Source organism: Paenibacillus sp. FSL R7-0163, from assembly GCF_037969975.1.
Taxonomy (GTDB): domain Bacteria; phylum Bacillota; class Bacilli; order Paenibacillales; family Paenibacillaceae; genus Paenibacillus_AQ; species Paenibacillus_AQ odorifer.
In genome coordinates this window covers 1,092,661-1,113,826 of record NZ_CP150224.1, presented here as the reverse complement: position 1 = coordinate 1,113,826, position 21,166 = coordinate 1,092,661, and the positions used below count along the sequence as shown (strand labels likewise).

Genomic DNA, 21,166 nt, shown 5'->3' with positions numbered 1-21,166 from the left:
AAGTCTGCCCGTTCACCCCCCTTCAGGGCCGCTATTTATTTAATCATATTAACTCTTAACCGCTCCCAAAGTCATACCCTTAACAAAGTACTTTTGCAGGAATGGGTATACCAGTACGATAGGCAATGTTGCCACCATCGTCGCTGCCATCCGGATAGTATCACTTGAAACCGCATTCCGCTTAGCCGAGTTAGCTAGCATTTGCGATTGCGATACCATGCCTCCGGTCTGGAATTGGCTTAATATTTTCACGAGTACGGCTTGCAAGGTCTTTAAGTCAGAACTATAGGTAAACGCATAGGAGTCAAACCACGAATTCCAATGTGAGATTGCCTGAAAAAGTCCTACAGTCGCAAGCACGGGTGTGGTCAACGGTAGAACAATCCGGAAGAAAATCGTCAGGTCATTCGCCCCGTCTACCTTCGCCGACTCCTCGATCTCACCAGGCAGCCCCTCCATAAAGGTACGGACAATAATCATATAGAAGACATTCATCAGCCCTGGCAAAATAAATACGGAAAACGTGTCAATCATATTCAGCGCTTTAAGCACCATGTAATAAGGAATCAGTCCGCCTCCAAAATACATTGTGAAGACAAAATATAGATTCCATCCTTTACGTCCCATCAAATTCCGGCGGCTTAGCGGATAAGCAAGCATCGTAATGACAAGGACAGATAGCGGCGCGCCAATTACGGTACGTTTGACAGTAACCCATAAGCCATTCAAAATCTCGCTATCTTTTAAGATTTGACTGTAGCTATCAAAGGTGAGGACTCTGGGCCATAAATAGACGCCACCACGTACGGTATCCTCAGCAGCATTTAATGAAAGAACGAGAATATTCCAAAAAGGGAGAAAGGTAACTAGCAACACAAGTATAAGAATGAGATAAACTATAAATTTAAAAATATGATCCCCGTATCTATTCGAAATCATCACAAGCGCTCCTCTCTTTTTCGGGTTTAGAACAACGCTTGGTCGTTCACTTTTCTAGAAATTCGATTCACAATTACAACAAGTATGAAGGCAATCACGGATTTAAATACCCCAACGGCCGCCCCGTAGGAGAACATGCTGTTTTGTAGCCCGTATTTATATGCATAAATATCGATAACCTCTGAATACTCAAGCACGGTATTATTTTGCAGCAGGTATTGTTGTTCAAAGCCCGCATTCAAAATGCCTCCGACGGCAAGAATCCCTAAAATAACAATGGTTGGACGCAAGGCTGGCAACGTAATATGCCACATTTGCCGGAAGCGACTGGCTCCATCCACTCTAGCTGCTTCGTAGAGCTCTGGATTAATAGCGGAAATTGCAGCAAGATACATAATGGCGCTGAAGCCCATTTCCTTCCACATATTGGACAAAGCGATAATCCACCAGAATAGCGGTCCATTTTGTAGAAAAGCAACCGGTTCCTGAACAATGCCCAACGTCACCAATAAATTGTTAAACATCCCATCGGAAGCCAGCAGTGTAATCACGATGTTTGCAGCGATAACCCATGAGATAAAATGCGGCAGATAAGAAACCGTCTGTACAAATCTTTTGAAAAATCCCTGTCTAGCTTCATTCAGTACAAGTGCGAGGATGATCGGTGCTGGAAACCCGAATAACAAGGTCAGCAAGCTTGTAGCGAGCGTATTGCGCATTACACGGTAGAAGTCTCCGGTAGTAAAGAAATACTCAAACCACTTGAATCCTACAAACTCTGCATGGAAAAATTGTTGAAAAAATGTTCCTCCGCCCGGCTGATAATTCGTAAACGCCATATACATCCCAAACATAGGACCATAAGAAAATAGCAATGTCGCAATTAAGGCAGGTAGCATCAGCAAAAATAACCATTTCTGCTCTTTTAATCTGTACCACAGATTATTGCCTCTGACTGTTTTGATAGCGCTTGCTTTATGCATCAAATACCCTCCCTTTTTATTTAGTGCAGCATGTCGAGCCACATCTCGATTCAACTTCTCTCCTATTCATCTTAAGTCCGCAACAGGTGGCTTTCTATACTTCAATCCTCCGAATGATAGCGCTTTTTAAAGGAGTTTCGGCAGATTCGAGCATTGGATTTCGATATTCAGTCTGCTATGATGAACATGGCAAACAGCGAATTTACAGTAAAGAAGGGACTTCTTCTATGCGCCATATATATAGGAAATATATTTATATGCCTTTTATCGATTTGAGCTTTCGCTCCAAGCTGTTCAGCGTATTTGTGCTAGTGACCATTGTTCCGATGATGCTTTTCGCCTACCTTTCCTACGAATTAACAAAATCAAAATTAACGGATCAGATTTACAGCAATATGATGAATTCAACAGCTCAGATTAATAAAAATTTGGAAAACAAGCTGGACAGCTATGAACATATTTCAGCTTCCATCTACCTGGATAACAGACTTGCCAGCTACCTCACGAGTGAATACCAGGATGATCCTTCTTATCTGGATGTCTATCAATACATAGGCAACCGCATGGACACGATAATGACTGCCTATCCTGATTTTGATAGCGTTTTCATTTATTCGGACAATGAATCACTGCCCAAAGATGATTACTATATCAAGCCGGTGACAGCTGAGGTTAAACAGACCGAGCTGTTCAAGCAGCTTCAGCAGTCACATGGGAATATTATTCATCTATCCTCACCGCAAACCCAAGATAGTCCAGCCATGTTTACCTTAGCAAGATTTTTGAACAATAACCGCAATCAATATCCCTACGGTATTCTGGTCTTCAGAATCTCCGAATCGGTCATCTATTCTTTAATGGAGGAAGAAGCGGGCGGGAAAGATATTTTTATTATTAATGATAAAGGGCTTATTCTCTCGGCAGCAGACAAGCACTTATTAAATACGAGCCTGCCGGAATTGCTTGATCAGAAATTTGATGAATCGCCTTCGGGCCGATTTGACACAACTTACAAAGGGGTAAAGGCTTTCGCCGTCTATAACACGCTTAAAAATGGATGGAAAACCGTATCTATCTTCCCTTATGACAGCATCATTCAGGACGCTAAATCACTCTCAGATCTGATTATCAAAATCTCACTGGGCTTTATTGGTGTGGCCCTCCTGCTGATTTACATTACGGCGTCGCTGTTCAGCAAGCGTATCCGTACTTTAATCCGGATGATCCGCCGCCTGGAACGGGGCGATTTCAATCATAGTACAGAAGAACATTTGGGGAATGATGAGATTGGCCAGCTGCATTTTGCCTTCAAGCAAATGACCACCCGGCTCAAAAGTCTCATTACCGAGGTGTATCAGAAGGAGCTGCAGAGTAAGGAGGCCGAGCTTGACCTGCTGCAAGCGCAAATCAACCCTCATTTTCTGTACAACACGCTGGGCTCCATCTCGTCGCTTGCCCTAAAACATCAAGATACGCGTATACAAGATTTGGTGCTTCATCTAGCCAAGTTTTATCGAATCTCCTTGAATAAAGGGAAAAGTATATTGACCATCCACGAGGAATTAAAGCTGACCCAGAGCTACAACGCCATTCAGCTAATCCGCTTTAAAGGCCAACTGAACATTACCTACACAGTAGATGAAGCGATCCTGCCCTACTCTACTGTCAAGCTTGCCTTACAGCCTTTTGTGGAGAATGCAGTGCTGCATGCCGTGTGGAGCCAAGAAAGTCCGCTGAACATTCATATCAAAGGTGTCATGGAAGCAAACGATATTATCTTGTCGGTAATCGATGATGGCATGGGGATGAGCCGCGAGACCCTCAGCTCTTTGCTTGAGGATAAGCCTGGACGAGGGTACGGAATCACTAACGTTGATCGCCGCATCAAACTAAAATATGGTGAGCACTACGGCGTTAAAGTGTTTAGCAGACTAGGAATAGGCACCACCGTGCAGATTCGTTTACCGCAAAAAGAGGTGTAGGAGCGGTGACGAGGGGATTCTCCATTGCGAGAATCCTTTGGCTTGCTTCTCCTTGGATTTGATGGGATCGTTGGGATCGTTGGGATCGTTCGGCACTATTTGCTCCCTCCTCATTCGTATCGGACCGAGGAGACCTTATTTCGATGATTCGGGGCATTTTGCTCGACTATCGGACTCAGATGCAGCAATTGACTCGTTTGTACACTAATTCTGGACAATTTTATAGTAATAAGAGCTATACAGTCCGAAATCTTTGTAAAATGCCTCAAATACCCGAAATAGCTGCAATACGGTCCGATGTGTTCTACTTCGCGCGGGATTCTACTTTGCTGGGGTGTGTTCGACTTTTGCGCGGAATTCTACTTTGCTGGGGAATGTTCGACTTTTGCGCGGAATTCTACTTTGCTGGGGTGTGTTCTACTTATACTCCTTCCTCTTACGCATCGGACCGAGGAGACCTTATTTCGATGAGTCGGGGCATTTTGCTCGGCTATCGGACTCAGATGCAGCTATTGACTCATTTGCACAGTAATTCTGGACATTTTTATAGCAATAAGAGCTATACAGTCCGAAATCTTTGTAAAATGACTCAAATATCCAAAATAGCTGCAATACAGTCCGATGTGTTCTACTTCGCGCGGGATTCTACTTTGCTGGGGTGTGCTAGACTTTTGTGCGGGATTCTACTTTGCCAGAGTGTCTTAGTGTGTTCCAACTTATACTCCTTCCTCTTACGCATCGGACCGAGGAGACCTTATTTCGATGAGTCGGGGCATTTAGCTCGACTATCGGACTCAGATGCAGCTATTGACTCTTTTGCACACTAATTCTGGACCATTTTATAGCAATAAGAGCTATACAGTCCGAAATCTTTGTAAAAAGACTCAAATATCCGAAATAGCTGCAATACGGTCCGATGTGTTCTACTTTGCGCGAGAGATTCTACTTTGCTGGGGTGTGCTAGACTTTTGTGCGGGATTCTACTTTGCCAGAGTGTCTTAGTGTGTTCCAACTTATACTCCTTCCTCCTACGCATCGGACCGAGGAGACCTTATTTCGATGATTCAGGGCATTTTGCTCGGCTATCGAACTCAGATGCAGCTATTGACTCATTTACATACTAATTCTGGACAATTTTATAGCAATAAGAGCTATACAGTCCGAAGTCTTAGTAAAATGACTCATATATCCGAAATAGCTGCAATACGGTCCGATGTGTTCTAACTATGATCTATTTTGTCGGGGTGTGTTCTACTTTTGCGCGAGATTCTAATTTGCTGAGACCGGAGTGTGTTCGACTTTTGCACGGGATTCTACTTTGCTGGGGTGTGCTCGACTTTTGCACGGGATTCTACTTCGCTGGAGTAAGGTCCGATAGATAGTAAAGTGCGGTACTAATAACTGCCGAACAGTAATGTACCTAATAATAATGTAGTACCTATTAGTAAAGTTCGATAAAGTAGCTAATTTCATCAAGTGATCTATCAAAAAAAGCGACTCTCCGGTTAATGGAGAGTCGCTTTTTTGTAGTGATTTCAGCTTACTTCAAAATCAAATTATAGATCACTTGAGCCGCTTCTGCGCGCGAAGCGATTCCTTTTGGTGCAAACCGTTCATGACTTTGACCTTGAATCAGTCCCAGACTGGCCGCTTCATTAACAGAAGCAGTGGCCCAAGCAGACACCTGATTCATGTCGGTGAACGCTGCGGCAGTTGCACCGTTGGTTGTTGCGCCGTTAGCTGTTGCACCGTTGGTTGGTACGCCGTTAGTTATTACGCCATTGGCTGTTACGCCGTTGTTCAGCTCGTAAGCCTTCATTAGCATCACCGTGATTTCTTCACGGGTGATTTGTGCGCCCGGCTCAAACTTGGACGCACTTCTACCACTCACGATTCCCGCCTTGTAAGCGATTGAGATAGGCTCCGCGAACCAGGCGGATGGAGCAACATCAGCAAAGCTTTCTTTTCCTGTCGCGGTCAGTCCAAGGGCATGAACAAGCATCGAAGTGAACTCGGCACGTGTAACTGCCCGGCTTGGTTCAAACTTTTCTTTGCTTGTGCCCTGCACATATAGCTTGGACGACAGCTCTAGGATTACTGGGTTAGCCCAGTGATTGGCCGGCACATCGACAAAGATGCGGTTCAACTCCAGCACAGCATATTTGCTGAAGTGGCTGACCTCAGCTTTTAATACACCGTTAGCATAATCAGCTTGAATATATTCCAGCCTGCCATTGTCCGCGATATAATAAACACCACCTCGTTTAGCATTGAAGCCTTCTGCCACTGGCATGATGAGTGTTATTGGCTTATCAAATGTAGCGAGTGTGTCTGTAGTGCCTGACCTGGTGGTGATAGAGAGACTAAGTTCATAGATGTCTCCCTTGAGTACAACAGCCGCATTAGTAGAACTAGCCACTGTAGCAACCAACTCATCGGCCTTGCTGCTGAGGTTCACCATCTTCAGGGCAATCGTGCTATCTTCCCGCTGTCCCTCAGGCAACTTGTTTTGTAGCTGGTGAATTAACTCCGCTGGTACCTGCAAAGAGAGCTTACCCGCATTCAAAACTAGGGTGTGGTTCGCCAACTGTCGGACTACAGCAGTGGATAACTGAACTTGTTGGATGTCCCCTTTAATATCAACCACTACCTGACCAGAATCACTGTCCACTTTCAGCATATCTGGCGTGAGAATCAAGGTTCCAATAGCATTCTCCAAGCCCGAAGTACTGCCAGAGGTACCGCCATTGTTTCCTGGATTCCCAGGATTACTCGGTTCTCCCGGATTTCCTGGATTCCCAGGATTACTAGGCTCTCCTGGATTGCTCGGTTCTCCCGGATTGCTCGGTTCTCCCGGACTGCTCGGTTCTCCTGGATTGCTAGGCTCTCCTGTAGAGTCCTCTTTGACCGTGATTTCTGCCGATGCTTTGAATCCACCGTCTACCGTTTCCACAGTAATGGTGGCCTTTCCAGCTTCTACAGCGGTTACTGTTCCGTAGACTACGGTAGCTACAGAGGTATCGCTCGAAGTCCAGAGGACTGCTTTATCCGTCGCATCTTCCGGCGATACCGTAGCCGTCAATTTGCCGGTTTCACCTGCGGTCAACGAAAGCTCTGTCTTATCCAGTGTTATACCGGTTACTTGCTTAGGTGCAGCCGTCAATTTTACCAATTTCGACTCTGTCGGCTGCAAGGACAATTTCATAGTTCCTGTGGCAGAGGAAACTTCTCCTGTCCAGAGATCTTGCGTAGTATAAATCTCTGCAGCATCCAGTCCAGCGCGGCCAAGATCAACTTGCTTATCTGCCGAAGCAGATGCACTGTAATTGAATACGGCCAGATAATAATCATTGCCATCCTTCATAACAAAAGTATCAGCGGCATTGGCGTTTGTATTTCCTTCAAGTGGCTTGAACACTTTTCCTTTTAAAGCTAAATCGAGAACATCCTTGTTGTTGAACAAAGCGGTCATGTACTCCTGTGCTTTTGAGTCGTTAACATTGTCAGAGCCAAGCAGTACTGTTCCAGCGATAACGCCAGAGTTCATACGGCTACGCGCTTCAGTCAAGCTGGTAGCACGGGCCAATGCCAAATGATCAGGATCGGTGTAGGTGTAGATCGTGCCATTTTGCCAAAAGCCATAGGTTAATGAATTCAGCATATATTCGGTTTCATTGATCTTGCCGTAAGTGTCGCAGGAAATTCGTCGGCTATGCGCATATTGGCTCGGGAAAATAGGCGCAATTGATGCGCTAATGAACATTTTTCCATCCAGACGTTCTTTCACATAACGCATTCCTTCATTATAAGCTTGGATTCCTGTCGTTATAGTTGGATCGAAATGTTGCCCCTCAAGCGAACCATGCGTTAAAAAATCTAATTTGATGAAGGTGAAGCCCAGACCTTTAAATTTGTCCAAAAAATAGTTCATGCGCAATTGGGCACCAGGATGTGTTACATCCAAAGGAAAAGCCCCGTCCAGAGTCGGCAGCGGTTGACCCGCGGCATCCTTAAGGACAATATCGCCGTAAGTATATTTATTGTCAGTTCCCTCTACAATCTGGTCCATATTGTTGCCCCAGTATACAAACGGTGCCCAATAAATACCCGCATGCTGGCCATTCCCTTTAATAACCGATACGGCGTCAGCCAGCTGCTTATCATTCAGATTATCCCAATAAGAATCCATGTTAATAAATACATTGCCGTTATTATTGAAATTTTGCAGATTCTCTTTATAGTAATTGGAGACATCCACTACATCCTGATAGGAAAGCGTACCCTCGTAAGCTCCCCAGCTATTAAAACCAACCGGTACGCCTTGTGGCAGCTCGGGGTTTAGCGCAAGTGCAGGTGTAATGATCGCATTAGCTTTACCATACTCCTCAAGCCCTGTACGGTAATCACTGAAAGCCCCTACCATGATCATAGGTGAGGATAAGTTTGTTCCACTTAAGCTGCCATGAGGCTGGGTATCGCGTGTGACATCACTAGCTGCACCGCCATATACGACCAGTTCATTCAGCCGATTGGCGGAACCTTTCCAGTCGATGCCTGTCTTCCAGGTATCATGAGTTACAGAGCCAAGCACAAGGCCGCTGCGTGTCGAGTTGTTAAACACAGTAGTCACCTCATAGCTGGTATCTGCACGGTTCATAGATTGAGATTTATAACGAATCCAAGCATCGTTGTCAAAAGGAACTGTAAGCACACGATTATCCGCACTAGCTCCGATATCCACACCACCTGTACGTTTTACGGTAATAGGTGACATATAGTTGGTCTTGACCGCTGTATCGCTGGCGACATCCAGACGGGTCAGAAAATACTTTTGATCGTCATAAAACTTGTAGACCTGCTTTAGCGTCGGTTTTCCTGTGGAAGTGTGGACAAAAGTTAGCTCCACGCCTTTGCCGAAACCATCCTGAATTTCTACCGGAGCACCAACAATTGTATGACTCTCATAGCTTGTAGTCTCAACGAGCGTATCGCCGATTTTGATACTGCTATAGATCCCATGCAGCTTCTGTCCGTCAGCCCAGTTATAGCTTGCATATCCAGACTTGGTATTATAGGACACTTCATATTGGCCATTTGATACAAGCAGTCCGTAAGTATATTCGGTAACTGTGATAGCTCCGTAGTTCTTCGAAGCGCCCGGTGTTCCTAAATCACCGTCTTCCTCCACTGGGGGATTAGGATCCACACCCATGGCTGGCTCAACTATAATTCGGTCCAGATCTGGCGCATACCAGTTGCCATCTGTAAATTTGATTGTATTCTCGCCTTCGTTCAGTGGCAGTGTAAGTTCATACATTCCAACCGTATCCCAGTCCGGTGTCTTGGGCAGCTCATAATACTGTTCTGCACCACCATTCGCACTAACGTAGAAGCTGCGTGGGTCACCTGAAATGTAGGCGACTGTGATTCGGTAATCACCAGTCATAGGGGCTGTAATCTTGTTGAAGGTTATGGAGCTGCCGCTATTCAAGTACCCTACCTTCTGGCCACCCGAAGCATTCGGGCTTTCGGAAACTTGGGCCTCACCTGTCAAAACATTGAGCGGAGATTCTGCTTCATAGCTGAGGGTATAAGGAATAATTTCTATCCGGTCGAAATCTGGAGAATACCAATCATGATCTGAGAAGGTGATAGTATTCAAACCCTCTACCAAAGAGGCCTCCACATCATAGGTTCCCACGGTGCTCCAGCTTGCCGTCTTTGGCAGGTCGATCATTTCATCCATTCCATCGTTAACCTGCATATAGACAGGACGTTGATCGCCGGAAATATAGGAGATGCGGATTAAATACGTTCCCGCTACTGGTACTGCAACATTTGTGAACTGTAAGGAACTGTTTTTGTTCAGATCCGTTACGATTTTACCGCCAGAGCCCACACTGCTGTCCGCCACTTTGGCGTTGCCTGTAAGCATATTCTCAGTAGCCTCGGCTTCCATGATCACACCATGCAGCTTCTCCTTCCAGTCACCTCCGGGTCCTTCACCTGGATCGCTGTCGTCTAGTCCACGGATTACGATCTTATCGATGTCTGGAGAATACCAGTTGTTGTCATCGATCAAGATGTTATTAGCACCCGCGTTCAGCGGAAGCGTCACATCATAAGTGCCTACCGTATCCCAGTCCACAGTCTTGGACGGTTCTTCAAATTGCTTGTCACCGCCATTGGCACTGATATTAAACGGGCGCGAATCGCCAGAAATATAATACACTGTAATTTTATAATTCCCTGGCTCGTTTACGGTCACATTATTGAACAACAAGGAGCTGCCTTGATACATGCCGCCCACTTTTTTCCCTCCGGAAGCCGCTGGGTGGTCAGAAATTGACGCATTACCCGTCAGAATATTCCCATCCGCTTCAGCTTCATAGCTATTTGTATCCTCGGCGTAAACCTTGCCGGCAAACTGACCACCGCTGCCTAACACTAAGCTGATCATAAGAAAGAACAAGAACCCTCTTTTCATTACACGTCCAAACATTTAATCCCTCCATTTAACTTTCTGATATAAGAAAAGCCTTCCGGTTGCAATTCATCAGTTGTTCCTTTTTCCAAATAACGTCTTCAGAACTCCTCTCCTTGTTGTAAGTAACGTCATGTAAGGAATGAACGGCCCGTACCGATTACTCTCTCAAGAATGCTGTATCCAACTATTGCCGTCTGGATTTCTTGAAAGCGCTATCGCAATTAGATTTGTAAAAAAGCTTCCTTTAATCGCAATAATGAATCAAGCCCCTCACATGTGCTGAGTTGTAATACATGCTTATTGTAAAAAGCAAAGGGGCATCTTTCCATATCGCAAGTTTACAATTCATAAAGGAAAGCGACTTTTCTTTCTATTCAGTAAGCAGAAGTGCGGAAGGTTAAATATTTTTCCTATACTCGTTAGGTGTGACCCCAAGGTTCTTCAGAAATAGAGAAATAAAATAAGACGTGCTTTCGTACCCCACTCTCTGGGCAATATCTTGAATCTTCAGTGACCCGTCTGCGAGCAGCTCCTTAGCCTTATCAAGCCGAATACGGGTTAAATAATCGTGGATCGTGATGCCTGTTTTATCCTTAAAAATAGATCTTAAGTAGTTCGGTGACAGATAAACCTGATCAGACAGACTATTAATCGTAATCGGCTGATCGTAATTTTGTTCGATCACGGTGCGAACCTTGTGGACGAGCTTTGTATTTTTATCCATAAGTCGCTCACCTAGCATGCTCACGGCATCACCCGCAGTGCCCAGGATTAAATCCTCGATCTCATGTAAAGTCAGCGCATTATAGATGGAATGATAGAGCTCCGCCCGCTTAAAGCCCTCGGGAACCGACTGATGCAGCTGCTCTAGCAGTTCATCAACAAGATCAATCGCCCAATTACAGATGATTTTTTTCTTGATTCTCAGCGTGGCCAATCCCACGAAATATTGATGCAGCTTTTGTGCGGCCTGCTCGAAGTCCAGCTGATTGATAGCTTCAAACCACTCTTTTCTCTCAAAAGGTGGCATATGTTCACTGTCGAACTGATTCGAAATAGCCGCGGCATGAATAATTAAGCCCGTGCCTTTATAAAAACGTTCATTTAAAATCACACGCGTCTGCTTATACAGATTATGGACCAGCGCTAATTCTGCTGCCAGCGCCCCGACTGCTGCCGTCACCGTAAAATCCAGCGCACTACGAATAGCCACAGCTAAATCCTCCCAAGCATAATAGCCAGGTTGTTGAGTTGCTTCCATAAACACACCTGTCTCGCCATCCTTGTAAGGAACAAAAACAACCTCTATATTTTTCGCCTTAAAAAAGTGATCCAGATAAGAGATCAGCCGGCTCATACACTCTTCCAGACTCTGCTGCTCACCCTCCGCCTCTTTGGGGTCGATGCTGAACAGTGCCATGGTATAACGATTACTCTCTGGGAGACGTGTCAGCCTGTTGAAGTTATTTGCCAGCTCTGCGGCTTGCTCCGCATTTTTTTCAAAAGAAAGCTCCTTAAGAATTTTAGTTTTAGCAGCCTCCATAGAACGTTGTTTCATCTGAACCTCTTCGCAGCGTGCTTTAACCTTTTCGATAACGCTTTCAATTTCAGTCAAATCTAGCGGCTTCAGTAAATATCCGACAGCTCCTACATTAAGGGCCGATTTAACATAGTGGAATTCATCATGTCCGGTGAGGAACATAATTTGCATATGGTCATAACATTCATGTATTTTTTTAGCCAACTCAATTCCATTCATTATCGGCATCTGAACATCTGTAAGAATAATATCCGGTTGAAAAGCCTCTATTTTCTCCAAAGCTTCTCTACCATTGCTCGCTGTTCCAACGACATAGATGCCCATCTCTTCCCAGCGGATATAATCTCTCATCATCTCAAGACCCATTTCTTCATCATCTACCAGAAAAATACTATACACCTGAGGTTTCCTCCTACTTGTTGTCTGTATTTGCTCCTATTATATTCTTTTCCCCTTAGGCGATCATCGACCAAATTAATGTAAGTCATTTTCAGGCATGAATCGTTACTTTGTAAGATCTAATCCCAACGTGCTTGTAAAAAGGCTATCGGGTCCTAAGCAGACCAGATAGCCCTTTGATACGTACTCATCATTATTCGGACGCATAATGAAAACGGAGGCTCATCGCCCCCGCCGAATTATTATAACAGCTCCAATTGGCTGTTGAAATAGTAGCTTCCTCCTGTTTCTGCTTGGAAGGTATTTCTCTGATCTCCCCATCGAAGGGTCACCGTTCCCGGTGAGTAGGTGCGAAGCGTAGCTTCCGTCAACTGCCCCTTCTCCCAAACTACGTCTACCTCTACCTTTCCTTTGGCTCGTAATCCAGACACCGATCCTGTATTCCAGGCTTGCGGGAGCGCTGGCAACAGATGAATTTCATCCGCGTGGCTTTGCAGCAGCATCTCTGCAATGGTAGCCGTCCCGCCAAAGTTGCCATCCACGACAAAGATATTGCACTCTGCTCCACCAATCCCTGATTTGGAGAAACTGAACAGATTATCGAAGCACAATCCGCTAATCAAATGAGAGATATGCTTATACGCCTTCTCCCCGTCATATAGTCTGGCAAAACTAAGGCCGAATAAGGCGGCGGTGAACTCTACATCCTCCAGTTCTTCCTGAGCCATCCGGTTCTCCAGCGTTACCCTTGCTGCCGCACTTAACTCCGGTGTTCTGTCCGGTGTAATCTGGTTGCTTGGATACAAAGCGAACAAATGAGCCAAGTGTCGATGCTCAGGTTGTGCTTCCTCATAATCTTCAACCCACTCCTGCAGCTGACCTCTTTTGCCAATCTGTAGCGGGGGTAACTTAGCAATAGCTTCCTCTAGCTTCAGCTGAAGCTCAACATCTGTATCAAGTAACACCGCAGACTTCAGGCAGAACTCGAAAAGATCCTGCACGAGCACTTGATCCATGGTCGAGCCCATAGACAGCTGCTGTGCACCCTCGCTGCTATCTGCGGGATAGAAGCTGTTCTCTGGCGAGTTCGAAGGCCCCGTCACCAGCCAGCCATATTTCGGATGAATCGTCATATAGTCGAGGAAGAATTCTGCGGCTTCTTTTAGAACAGGATATGCCTGGCGCTCTAGAAATACACGATCCTGACTATATTCATAATGTTCCATCAGATGGGTTGCAATCCATAATCCGCCTGTGACATTGAGCCCCCATGAGGTTTCCCAGCCCGGAGCTGTAAAACCCCAGACGTTAGAGAATACATGCGCCACCCATCCTTTGCTGCCATATAAATCCCGTGCAGTTGATCTTCCCGCCTGAGATAAATCTTCAATATATCGCATCAATGGAAGGTGGCTGTCCCCAAGGTTCACGACTTCTGTCGGATAATAATTCATCTGTGTATTAATATCGAGATGATAGTCGCAGCTCCAGCCCATACGACAAGCCTCACCGTCATTCCAGATTCCCTGCAAGTGCAGTGGAAGAGGTGAATCTTCCCGTGATCCGGCAATGGTCAGGTAGCGGCCATACTGGAGGAACAATGCGAACAAATGAGGGTCCTCCACCTGATCCTGTGCCAGCAACCTAATCCGCTGATCGGTAGGCAGACTTTCTTTCCCGGAGCTTCCCAATTGAATATCCACCTTTTCATATTCCTGACGGTAATCTTGAATATGATCTTCTTTTAACTGTCCATAACCTTTGGTTAAAGCCTGCCGTAGGTTGCTGTAGCTCTCCGTCTCCCAATCCTGGTTGCTCCGGCGATAATCGGTACTGACCCCAAAATAAATCCGGGCCTCATTAGCTCCGGAAACTCTTAATCGGCCATCCCCCCTGTAGATCGTACCGCCGGATAGACTTACTTTGAGCTGCCCTTTTGCCCATACCCCGCATTTACCATTACTATGCACCTTTTCTGTAGCTTGCCCCTTGAATTCAATGGTGTCGCCATCCACAACCTCAGTCGTAAACGATTCTGTCCCACCTTCGATGGCAAGCGTAAAGGATACACCTCCAGGCTTATCGCTCCAAATTCTTGAAACTAACAGATCATCGGCATGTGAAGCGAAGACCTCTCGATGGATGGTTGTTTCGCCGCTCTCATAGACCGCCCAAGCCACTGCACTTGTCAATTCCAGCTCCCGCCGAAACACACCGCCTGATTTAACATCCGCATCCTGGGCAAAATCAATAACAACCTCGCATAATCCCAGGTTCGTACCGAAATTTTGTTTTTTAGGCTGTAAATACTGTTTGGCTAAACGATCACCGCTGTCATAATCGCCGGCAAAAAAGTGACTTCGCGCCTCTTCAAGCGCAGTTCTACCTCCGGCAGGAGCAGGGTCGGGATCCTTTTGCCCAGACCAATAGGTCACCTCGCTCATGCTCCAAACCTCACGATGCGGCGCCGCCATTATAACAGCACCTATTCTTCCGTTGCCCAATGGCAAACCTTGCGACCAGCTTGTTGCAGGGGCTGAATACCACAATTTAAAATCGCTCATTAGATCGTCTCCTGTCTGTAATAGACCTCAAAGTGTTGTTAATTAATTCGCTTATTTCTTTATTAGCATTGTCTATTTATCGCATTTATCGTAACATTGTCGGTATTAATAGTCTTTGTTGACTCGTTCATTCATTTGACAATTTATCCGTTATCCCAAACATTTAACTACAATCCAGAATTAAGAAATACTTCTAGACAAGGGGTATAGTATGAACAAACTATCTGAAATCACACCGTATGTTGGAGCAATCATGCCTTATCTGTACGACGGCAGCAGCAATGAGCATCTGCGCGTCGGCAATGCCTACGCTTTTCATCTGTTTACCGATGGCCCCGGTGAGATGGAAATCGACGGAATACGTTATCCGATTGAGCGTAGAACACTGGTGTTTCTCCGTCCCGGCCAGCCACATGCCTTTCATATTTCCCCTTCTCATCCACTCTCGTCCTACAATGTCTATTTTGATCTGTGGGACAAGCAGTCACCTATGTCTACTAATCTTTCTTTTATCCATGCGCCTGAAACCTTTAGGCTTGAGAAAAAGGCCACCGAAGCCCCCTGTGCCGAGCTGAACGAATTGCCTTGCGTTTTCCCGCTAGCTAAATATCCACAGCTATACGATAGTCTTGTGATGATTGCCAAAATATACAATGAAGCGATATTCTACCGGAATGAAGCGGTCCATAGCTTGTTATACGGTTGGATATTAAGCTGGTATAATGCCCTCCATCAGCATCAGCCAAGCGATTATCGGATTGTCCGCCTGTTGGAGTATTTGAACACTCATCCCGAACGTGGTAAATCTATCGAAGACTGGGCACATCTCTGCGGACTCAAGCGAACCTATTTTCATGAGCTGTTTCTGCGAGAAACCGGGATGACGCCGCGCGCTTATCATCATAATCTCGTTATGCGACGGGCGGCAGGTCTGCTTCTGGAGAGCGAGCTAAGTGTTACTGCCATTGCTGAGAAATTAGGCTATCCTTCGATCCATCCCTTTTCCAGACATTTCAGTGCCTGTTACGGCATAAATCCCACACAATACCGCCTTAATCCGCTAAGCCGAATACAAATATAGGTTATAAAAAAAATACGCGCTATCCGCAAGAAGCAGAGGGCGCGTATTCTTTTTTATTTTGCTGTCAATTTGAAGATTTTAGATTCTGCGGGTTCAAGTGTAACTTCCAGCTCTCCTGAGGTTTCCCCTTTTACACCTTCCCATAGGTCCAGCAGCTGGTAAGCACCTTGAGCATTCAGCCCTGCACGTTCTAATGAGATAGATCTAGGAGCGGATTTCACGGCATCGTAATTGAAGACGGCTATATAAAAAGCATTTTCTTCTGCAGATTCGAGCACAAAAGTATCACAGGATTGCTTGCCGAGGTCCCCTTCTATCGGTCTGAAGGTTTTGCCAAGACGAGCAACATCCATAATGTCCTTATTGCTCAGCCAAGCTTTGGCCCGGGCGGCGGCTTCCTCTTTTCGGAAGTCATCCCCTAGCAGCAGCACCGTTCCCGCGATCACCGAAGCGGTTAGCCGGCTGCGACCTTCATGCCAGCCCGTGGCTTCCTGGTTATGGCTCTTGTACAGTACGGAATGGTCAGGATCATTGTAACGGTACAATGAATCGCTCATCCACCAGCCATGGGTTAAAGAGTTGAGCATGTATTCTGTATCCTGCAGCGTGCCAAAAACATCACAAGAGACACGCCGGCTATGTGCAAATGCATAAGGGAACAACGGTGCGATGGACAGATTAATAAAGAACGGTCGACCAATTACCTCTGGAGACAGCTTGTTCTGCAAGTAGGACATACCGTAGTGATACGCCGCAATGCCCGTCGTAATCTCCGGATTGTGATGCTGCCCTTCCAGTGCGCCATGTGCTAAGAAATCCAGCTTGATATACTCGAATCCTTCCGAGATGAATTTATTTGTATACCAATCCATTCTTTGCAGGTTCCCCGGATGTGTGGGGTCAATGGCTAGCCCTCCATCAACATCCGGCAGAATCTCTCCTTCGCTGTCCCGAAGCAGGATATCGCCATAGGTGTATTTACCGTTCGTACCCTCCACGACATCTCCGAACTGAGAAGGACTTCCCCAGAAAGCGAAAGGGGTCCAGTAGGTTCCCGGTCTATGACCATTCTTCCGCACTAGCTCAAGTGCATTTTTCATCTCTTCTGCTGTGAAATTATCCCAAAAAGCGTCAAAGTTGATGTACAGCGTATCCTCATTCTGGAATCCTAACGGCTGCACTTCTTTTTTCAAAAACTCACTGGTCGACGTATACAAATCATAATCGAGTTCAGCCATTGCGGCAGACCAGCTATTCCAGCCAACAGGAACGCCACCCTCCCAAGCCAGCGGAGCTTCAATCCATGTATTGGCCCGGCCGTAAGCTTCAAGACCTTCTCTGTAATCGTCATAAAAACCTACGAATACGAGCGGTGACTCCACTCTTTTGCCTTTTACATAACCGTGCGGCTGAAAGTCGCGGGTTAATTCACTCACAGCCCCACCGTAAAGATCCAGCTCCTCGATCTGGCCGCTTCGCTCGCTTTTGATACGGATACCCGTTTTCCACACCTTATGAGTTATGGAACCCATGATAATCCCTCGCCGGCTATCCGGCGCGAACACTGCTGTTACCTCGTAGCTCTCTGTATCCATAGGTGGCTTCACCACTGTATATCTGACCCATTTATCGTTGTCGTAAGGCACACGCAGGATGCTTGGTTCATCCGGTTGACCTGACTCGCCGCCGAGTGATACCGATTTGCTCTGAATGACCGCCATGCGGTTCGCTTTGATATCCTCATCGCTTGCGATCGCACTTTGCATCAGCACATATGAGGACGACTCATAAATATAAAAATGCTGCTCCAGCTGTGGCAGCAGGGATGTTTCATGCACAATCACTAGATGAACACCTTTGCCAAAACCTTCACGAACAACCTCTTCCTGCAACTTCAGCACGTGGCTCTGATAGTGCTCAGTATTATATTCCCGGCCCTGCCAGCGAAAGGCGCTGCGAATCCCCTTTACATGTGCAAAAGTCCCGCCGACAACGGATGACTCACCTGTTCCGAGATCAATCTCCAGATTCACCAGGCCATTGGTTACACGGATAAGAGACGTTGTGTCTGTATTCACGTTTACGGTTGTATTACTGTCAGTTAGCATAATTTGCCTCCTTGTTGCTGCATTTTGGACCTTGAAGGCCGCAGTCTCAGTAGCTGTATCCCCCAAGTATGACCTCATTATAAAGAGCGGATAAAGCGTTTTCTATACAACGATCTTCCGATCCATACCACGATCTAACACATCTTACCTAAACACTGCTGGTCCTGAAGCTTCATGCTGCAAATACAAAAAACAGCAGCAGGACCAAACGTTCAGGTCCTACTGCTGTTCATACGCTTATAAAACAGATTATTGCTGATCACCAATGATAAGCTTGTAGGATTGTCCCGCGGTTGTAGCGAAGCTTACCCTTCCTTCGGCAGAATGTTCACACTGTAAATCGTGGCTGCCACAGGTTACCTTAAGTGGAGTATCCATGCGGATCACACATTCTGTGCCCAGCAGGGAAGTGATCTGCGCTTCCACTAGCTTGCCGTTGTCCCACTGAATGCTGACTTCAAAGCCACCGCGGGCACGTAAACCTGCAACGCTTCCCTCCTGCCATTCATTTGGCAATGCAGGCAGTAGTTCGAGATAGCCGCGGTGAGATTGCAGCAGCATTTCGGCAATCCCGGCGGAGGCTGCGAAGTTGCCATCAATCTGGAACGGCGGATGCGCGCCGAGCAGATTGGCATAAACTCCGCCGTGATTATACTGCTCCGACTCCCCGTCCTTCACCAGCCGCAGCATGTTGGAGAGCAGACGCAGGGAACGGTTTCCATCCCGGAAGCGGCTCCATAAAGCGACTCTCCAGCCCAGACTCCAGCCTGTGCTTTCATCCCCTCGCCGCTCCAGCGAGGTTCTTGCCGCAGCAAATAGCTCAGGGGTCTCTTCTTCTGACAACTGGCGGCCCGGATAAATACCAACCAGATGCGAGGTATGTCTGTGATACATGTCCTCATCCTCAAAATCAGAGGACCATTCCTGCAGTTGCCCGTACTTGCCAACCTGCAGTGGCAATAGACGCTCACGGGTACTTTTCAGCTCTTCACGCAAAGCTTCATCCGTTCCAAGAATCACAGATGCCTCGATACAGTTCGTGAACAACTCCCAGATCAGCGATATATCCATTGTGGCACCCGGGCTGACCGCAGCCACACCTTCCGCTGTCCGGAATTTATGCTCTGGTGAAGTGGACGGGGAGGTCACAAGATTGCCTTTGCCATCGTCAATTAGCCAATCCAATGCGAACAGAGCCGCCTCTTTCATGACAGGATAAGCCGAAGCCCGCAAGTATTCAGTGTCTCCGCCAAAAGCATAATGTTCCCAAAGATGCTGAGTCAGCCAGATACCCCCCATTGGCCAATAAGCCCAGCTTGGATCTCCATCGCCATAATCACCTACCGGTGCAGTGTGTGCCCAAAGATCCGAGTTATGATGAGCTACCCAGCCCCGGGTGCCATAGTTGGTCCGAGCGGTATCCGCCCCTCTCTTCGCCAGATTGCCGACGAAATCCAAAAGTGGCTCATGACATTCTGCCAGATTGCAAATCTCAGCGGGCCAATAGTTCATTTCTGTATTGATATTCAGTGTATAGTTACTGCTCCAAGGCGGACGAGTAGAGGCATTCCATATTCCCTGAAGATTGGCAGCCTGCGTTCCGGGGCGCGAGCTTGCGATCAGCAAATAACGTCCGAAATGGAACAGCAGCTCAACTAGACCCGGATCTTGCGCGGAGTAAGTCGTAATCCGCTGCTCGGTTGACATTCCTTCCGGCGCCAGCGGCTTGCCCAGCCGAAGCTTCACCCGATCGAAAAGTACCCGGTAATCGGTGATATGCGCTTGAAGCAGGCTGGTATAAGACTTGCCTTGAGCATCTGCCAAGAAAGAAGCTGCAATGGTGGAGGCAACTTTTCCTTGAACTCCCGGGATTAGGTCATACCCGTTAAAGCCTGTAGCCGCACTGAAATAAAAGGTTGCCGCTGTCGCACCCAGCAAATGAATCCCACTGCCATCAACCGTTACTTGGCCGTCATCCGCCGTCACGGAGAGTTGTCCTTCGAAAGCCATTCCCTTGCTGCTGCCTGATTCACCGTATCGGATGGGATTGTCGCTCCCGAAATAGCTTGGATCTACATGCTCCGGTGCCGTTCCCGATAGTACAAAGCTGTCGCCTTGCGAATAAAGGTTGTGCCGGAGCGGACTTTCCAGCGTAGCATGCACATTCAATGCGCCTGGCACACTTGCGGTCAAACGAAGTACAAGCAACTGATCAGGATGAGAAGCGAACATCTCACGGGTATAAGTAACATTGCCAATCTGATATTCAATGCGATGCAGCGCATTTTCCACATCCAGTGTACGCTGATAAGAATGATAGACGTTGCCATGCTCAAAACGAAGCAATAGATCACCAAAAGGTAAATAAGATTGAGTATACGACCCCATCATTTCTCTGGTCAGCGTGTCCGCCTCAACATAGCGGCCTTCTTGAATCAGCTGTCGCACCTTTGGCAGAACGTTTTTAGCACCGGGATTGTTACCCTCTTTTGGGTATCCTGACCAAAGCGTATCCTCGTTCAGACTAATTTTCTCCTGTTCCACACCACCGAAGATCATACCGCCCAGACGTCCATTCCCAATTGGAAGTCCTTCCGTCCATACATATGCTGGCTTGTCATATTGAAGTTTCATACGCGCTCTCCTCACCATCTGTCATTTAGTAAATTATCAGCAATTTCAACCTCACTGCAGGCATTTAATTCAATCGCATCATCAAGCCTCACCACTGCCTGCCGGAATTCCATTGCACTTAAAGACCAGTCCGCAGGTGCTCTTGGTACTAAGGGCCAACGCATCAATACTCTCAAACTTGGATTAGTGACATCCCGGTTCTCTTCCTCGCTGGCAGTATTCGAGATAAAATAAGGTTTCCGGATGGCCTCGTCCGGATAGAAATGATAGCAGCCCTTCGGCAATCCAGTAGTCCCGGGCCGGGAATTTCAGCGACAGCCTGAATAGCCCGAACCATGGCTGGCTGCGCGTCTAAACCAGAATCCGGCAGTACTCCATAATCCGTCAGGCGGATTACAGTAGGAGTAGTTAAGGCATTGTTCTCGGCAGAAGTGATCATCGGCACCGCC

11 protein-coding genes are annotated in these 21,166 nt (G+C 46.8%); 2 read left to right on the top strand and 9 right to left on the bottom strand.

What is annotated here, in order from left to right; all coding sequences use genetic code 11:
• Window positions 1-48: 48 nt before the first annotated feature.
• Both NST45_RS04760 and NST45_RS04755 read right to left on the bottom strand, forming a co-directional pair.
• On the bottom strand, window positions 49-939 hold the full coding sequence (locus NST45_RS04760) for a carbohydrate ABC transporter permease (protein ID WP_038572696.1): 891 nt from the start codon (window positions 937-939) through the stop codon (window positions 49-51).
• Window positions 940-965: 26 nt separating this feature from the next.
• Window positions 966-1,922 (bottom strand): ABC transporter permease subunit, encoded by a 957-nt coding sequence (locus NST45_RS04755; protein WP_051491272.1) that lies wholly within the window; start codon window positions 1,920-1,922, stop codon window positions 966-968.
• Window positions 1,923-2,179: 257 nt separating this feature from the next.
• Here NST45_RS04755 and NST45_RS04750 point away from each other — a divergent pair, with 257 nt between their 5' ends.
• Complete coding sequence (locus tag NST45_RS04750) at window positions 2,180-3,904, top strand: sensor histidine kinase (protein WP_179087412.1); 1,725 nt, start codon at window positions 2,180-2,182, stop codon at window positions 3,902-3,904.
• Window positions 3,905-5,444: 1,540 nt separating this feature from the next.
• Here NST45_RS04750 and NST45_RS04745 read toward each other — a convergent pair.
• The 3 genes from NST45_RS04745 to NST45_RS04735 all read right to left on the bottom strand — a co-directional run bounded on the left by NST45_RS04745 (window position 5,445) and on the right by NST45_RS04735 (window position 14,894).
• Window positions 5,445-10,406, bottom strand: a complete 4,962-nt coding sequence (locus tag NST45_RS04745) for an S-layer homology domain-containing protein (protein WP_339825043.1) — start codon at window positions 10,404-10,406, stop codon at window positions 5,445-5,447.
• 382 nt (window positions 10,407-10,788) lie between these two features.
• Window positions 10,789-12,330, bottom strand: coding sequence for a response regulator (locus NST45_RS04740; protein ID WP_036683251.1), 1,542 nt, complete (start codon window positions 12,328-12,330; stop codon window positions 10,789-10,791).
• Between the two features lie 242 nt (window positions 12,331-12,572).
• The gene (locus tag NST45_RS04735) at window positions 12,573-14,894 is read right to left on the bottom strand and encodes a glycoside hydrolase family 95 protein (protein WP_339825040.1); all 2,322 of its coding nucleotides are present in this window, start codon (window positions 14,892-14,894) and stop codon (window positions 12,573-12,575) included.
• A 211-nt stretch (window positions 14,895-15,105) separates the two neighbouring features.
• On the opposite strand from NST45_RS04735, the gene NST45_RS04730 reads away from it, so the two are divergent.
• Window positions 15,106-15,975: an AraC family transcriptional regulator gene (locus NST45_RS04730; protein WP_076142401.1), complete on the top strand. Its 870-nt coding sequence runs from the start codon at window positions 15,106-15,108 to the stop codon at window positions 15,973-15,975.
• A 53-nt stretch (window positions 15,976-16,028) separates the two neighbouring features.
• Here NST45_RS04730 and NST45_RS04725 read toward each other — a convergent pair whose 3' ends face one another.
• From NST45_RS04725 to NST45_RS04710, 4 genes are all read right to left on the bottom strand, one after another.
• Window positions 16,029-18,083, bottom strand: coding sequence for an alpha-galactosidase (locus NST45_RS04725; protein ID WP_076179462.1), 2,055 nt, complete (start codon window positions 18,081-18,083; stop codon window positions 16,029-16,031).
• A gap of 249 nt (window positions 18,084-18,332) precedes the next feature.
• Window positions 18,333-20,717 (bottom strand): glycoside hydrolase family 95 protein, encoded by a 2,385-nt coding sequence (locus NST45_RS04720; protein ID WP_076142405.1) that lies wholly within the window; start codon window positions 20,715-20,717, stop codon window positions 18,333-18,335.
• 11 nt (window positions 20,718-20,728) lie between these two features.
• On the bottom strand, window positions 20,729-20,881 hold the full coding sequence (locus NST45_RS04715) for a hypothetical protein (protein WP_176462660.1): 153 nt from the start codon (window positions 20,879-20,881) through the stop codon (window positions 20,729-20,731).
• Window positions 20,882-20,889: 8 nt separating this feature from the next.
• Complete coding sequence (locus NST45_RS04710) at window positions 20,890-21,156, bottom strand: hypothetical protein (protein WP_036683261.1); 267 nt, start codon at window positions 21,154-21,156, stop codon at window positions 20,890-20,892.
• Window positions 21,157-21,166: the final 10 nt, after the last annotated feature.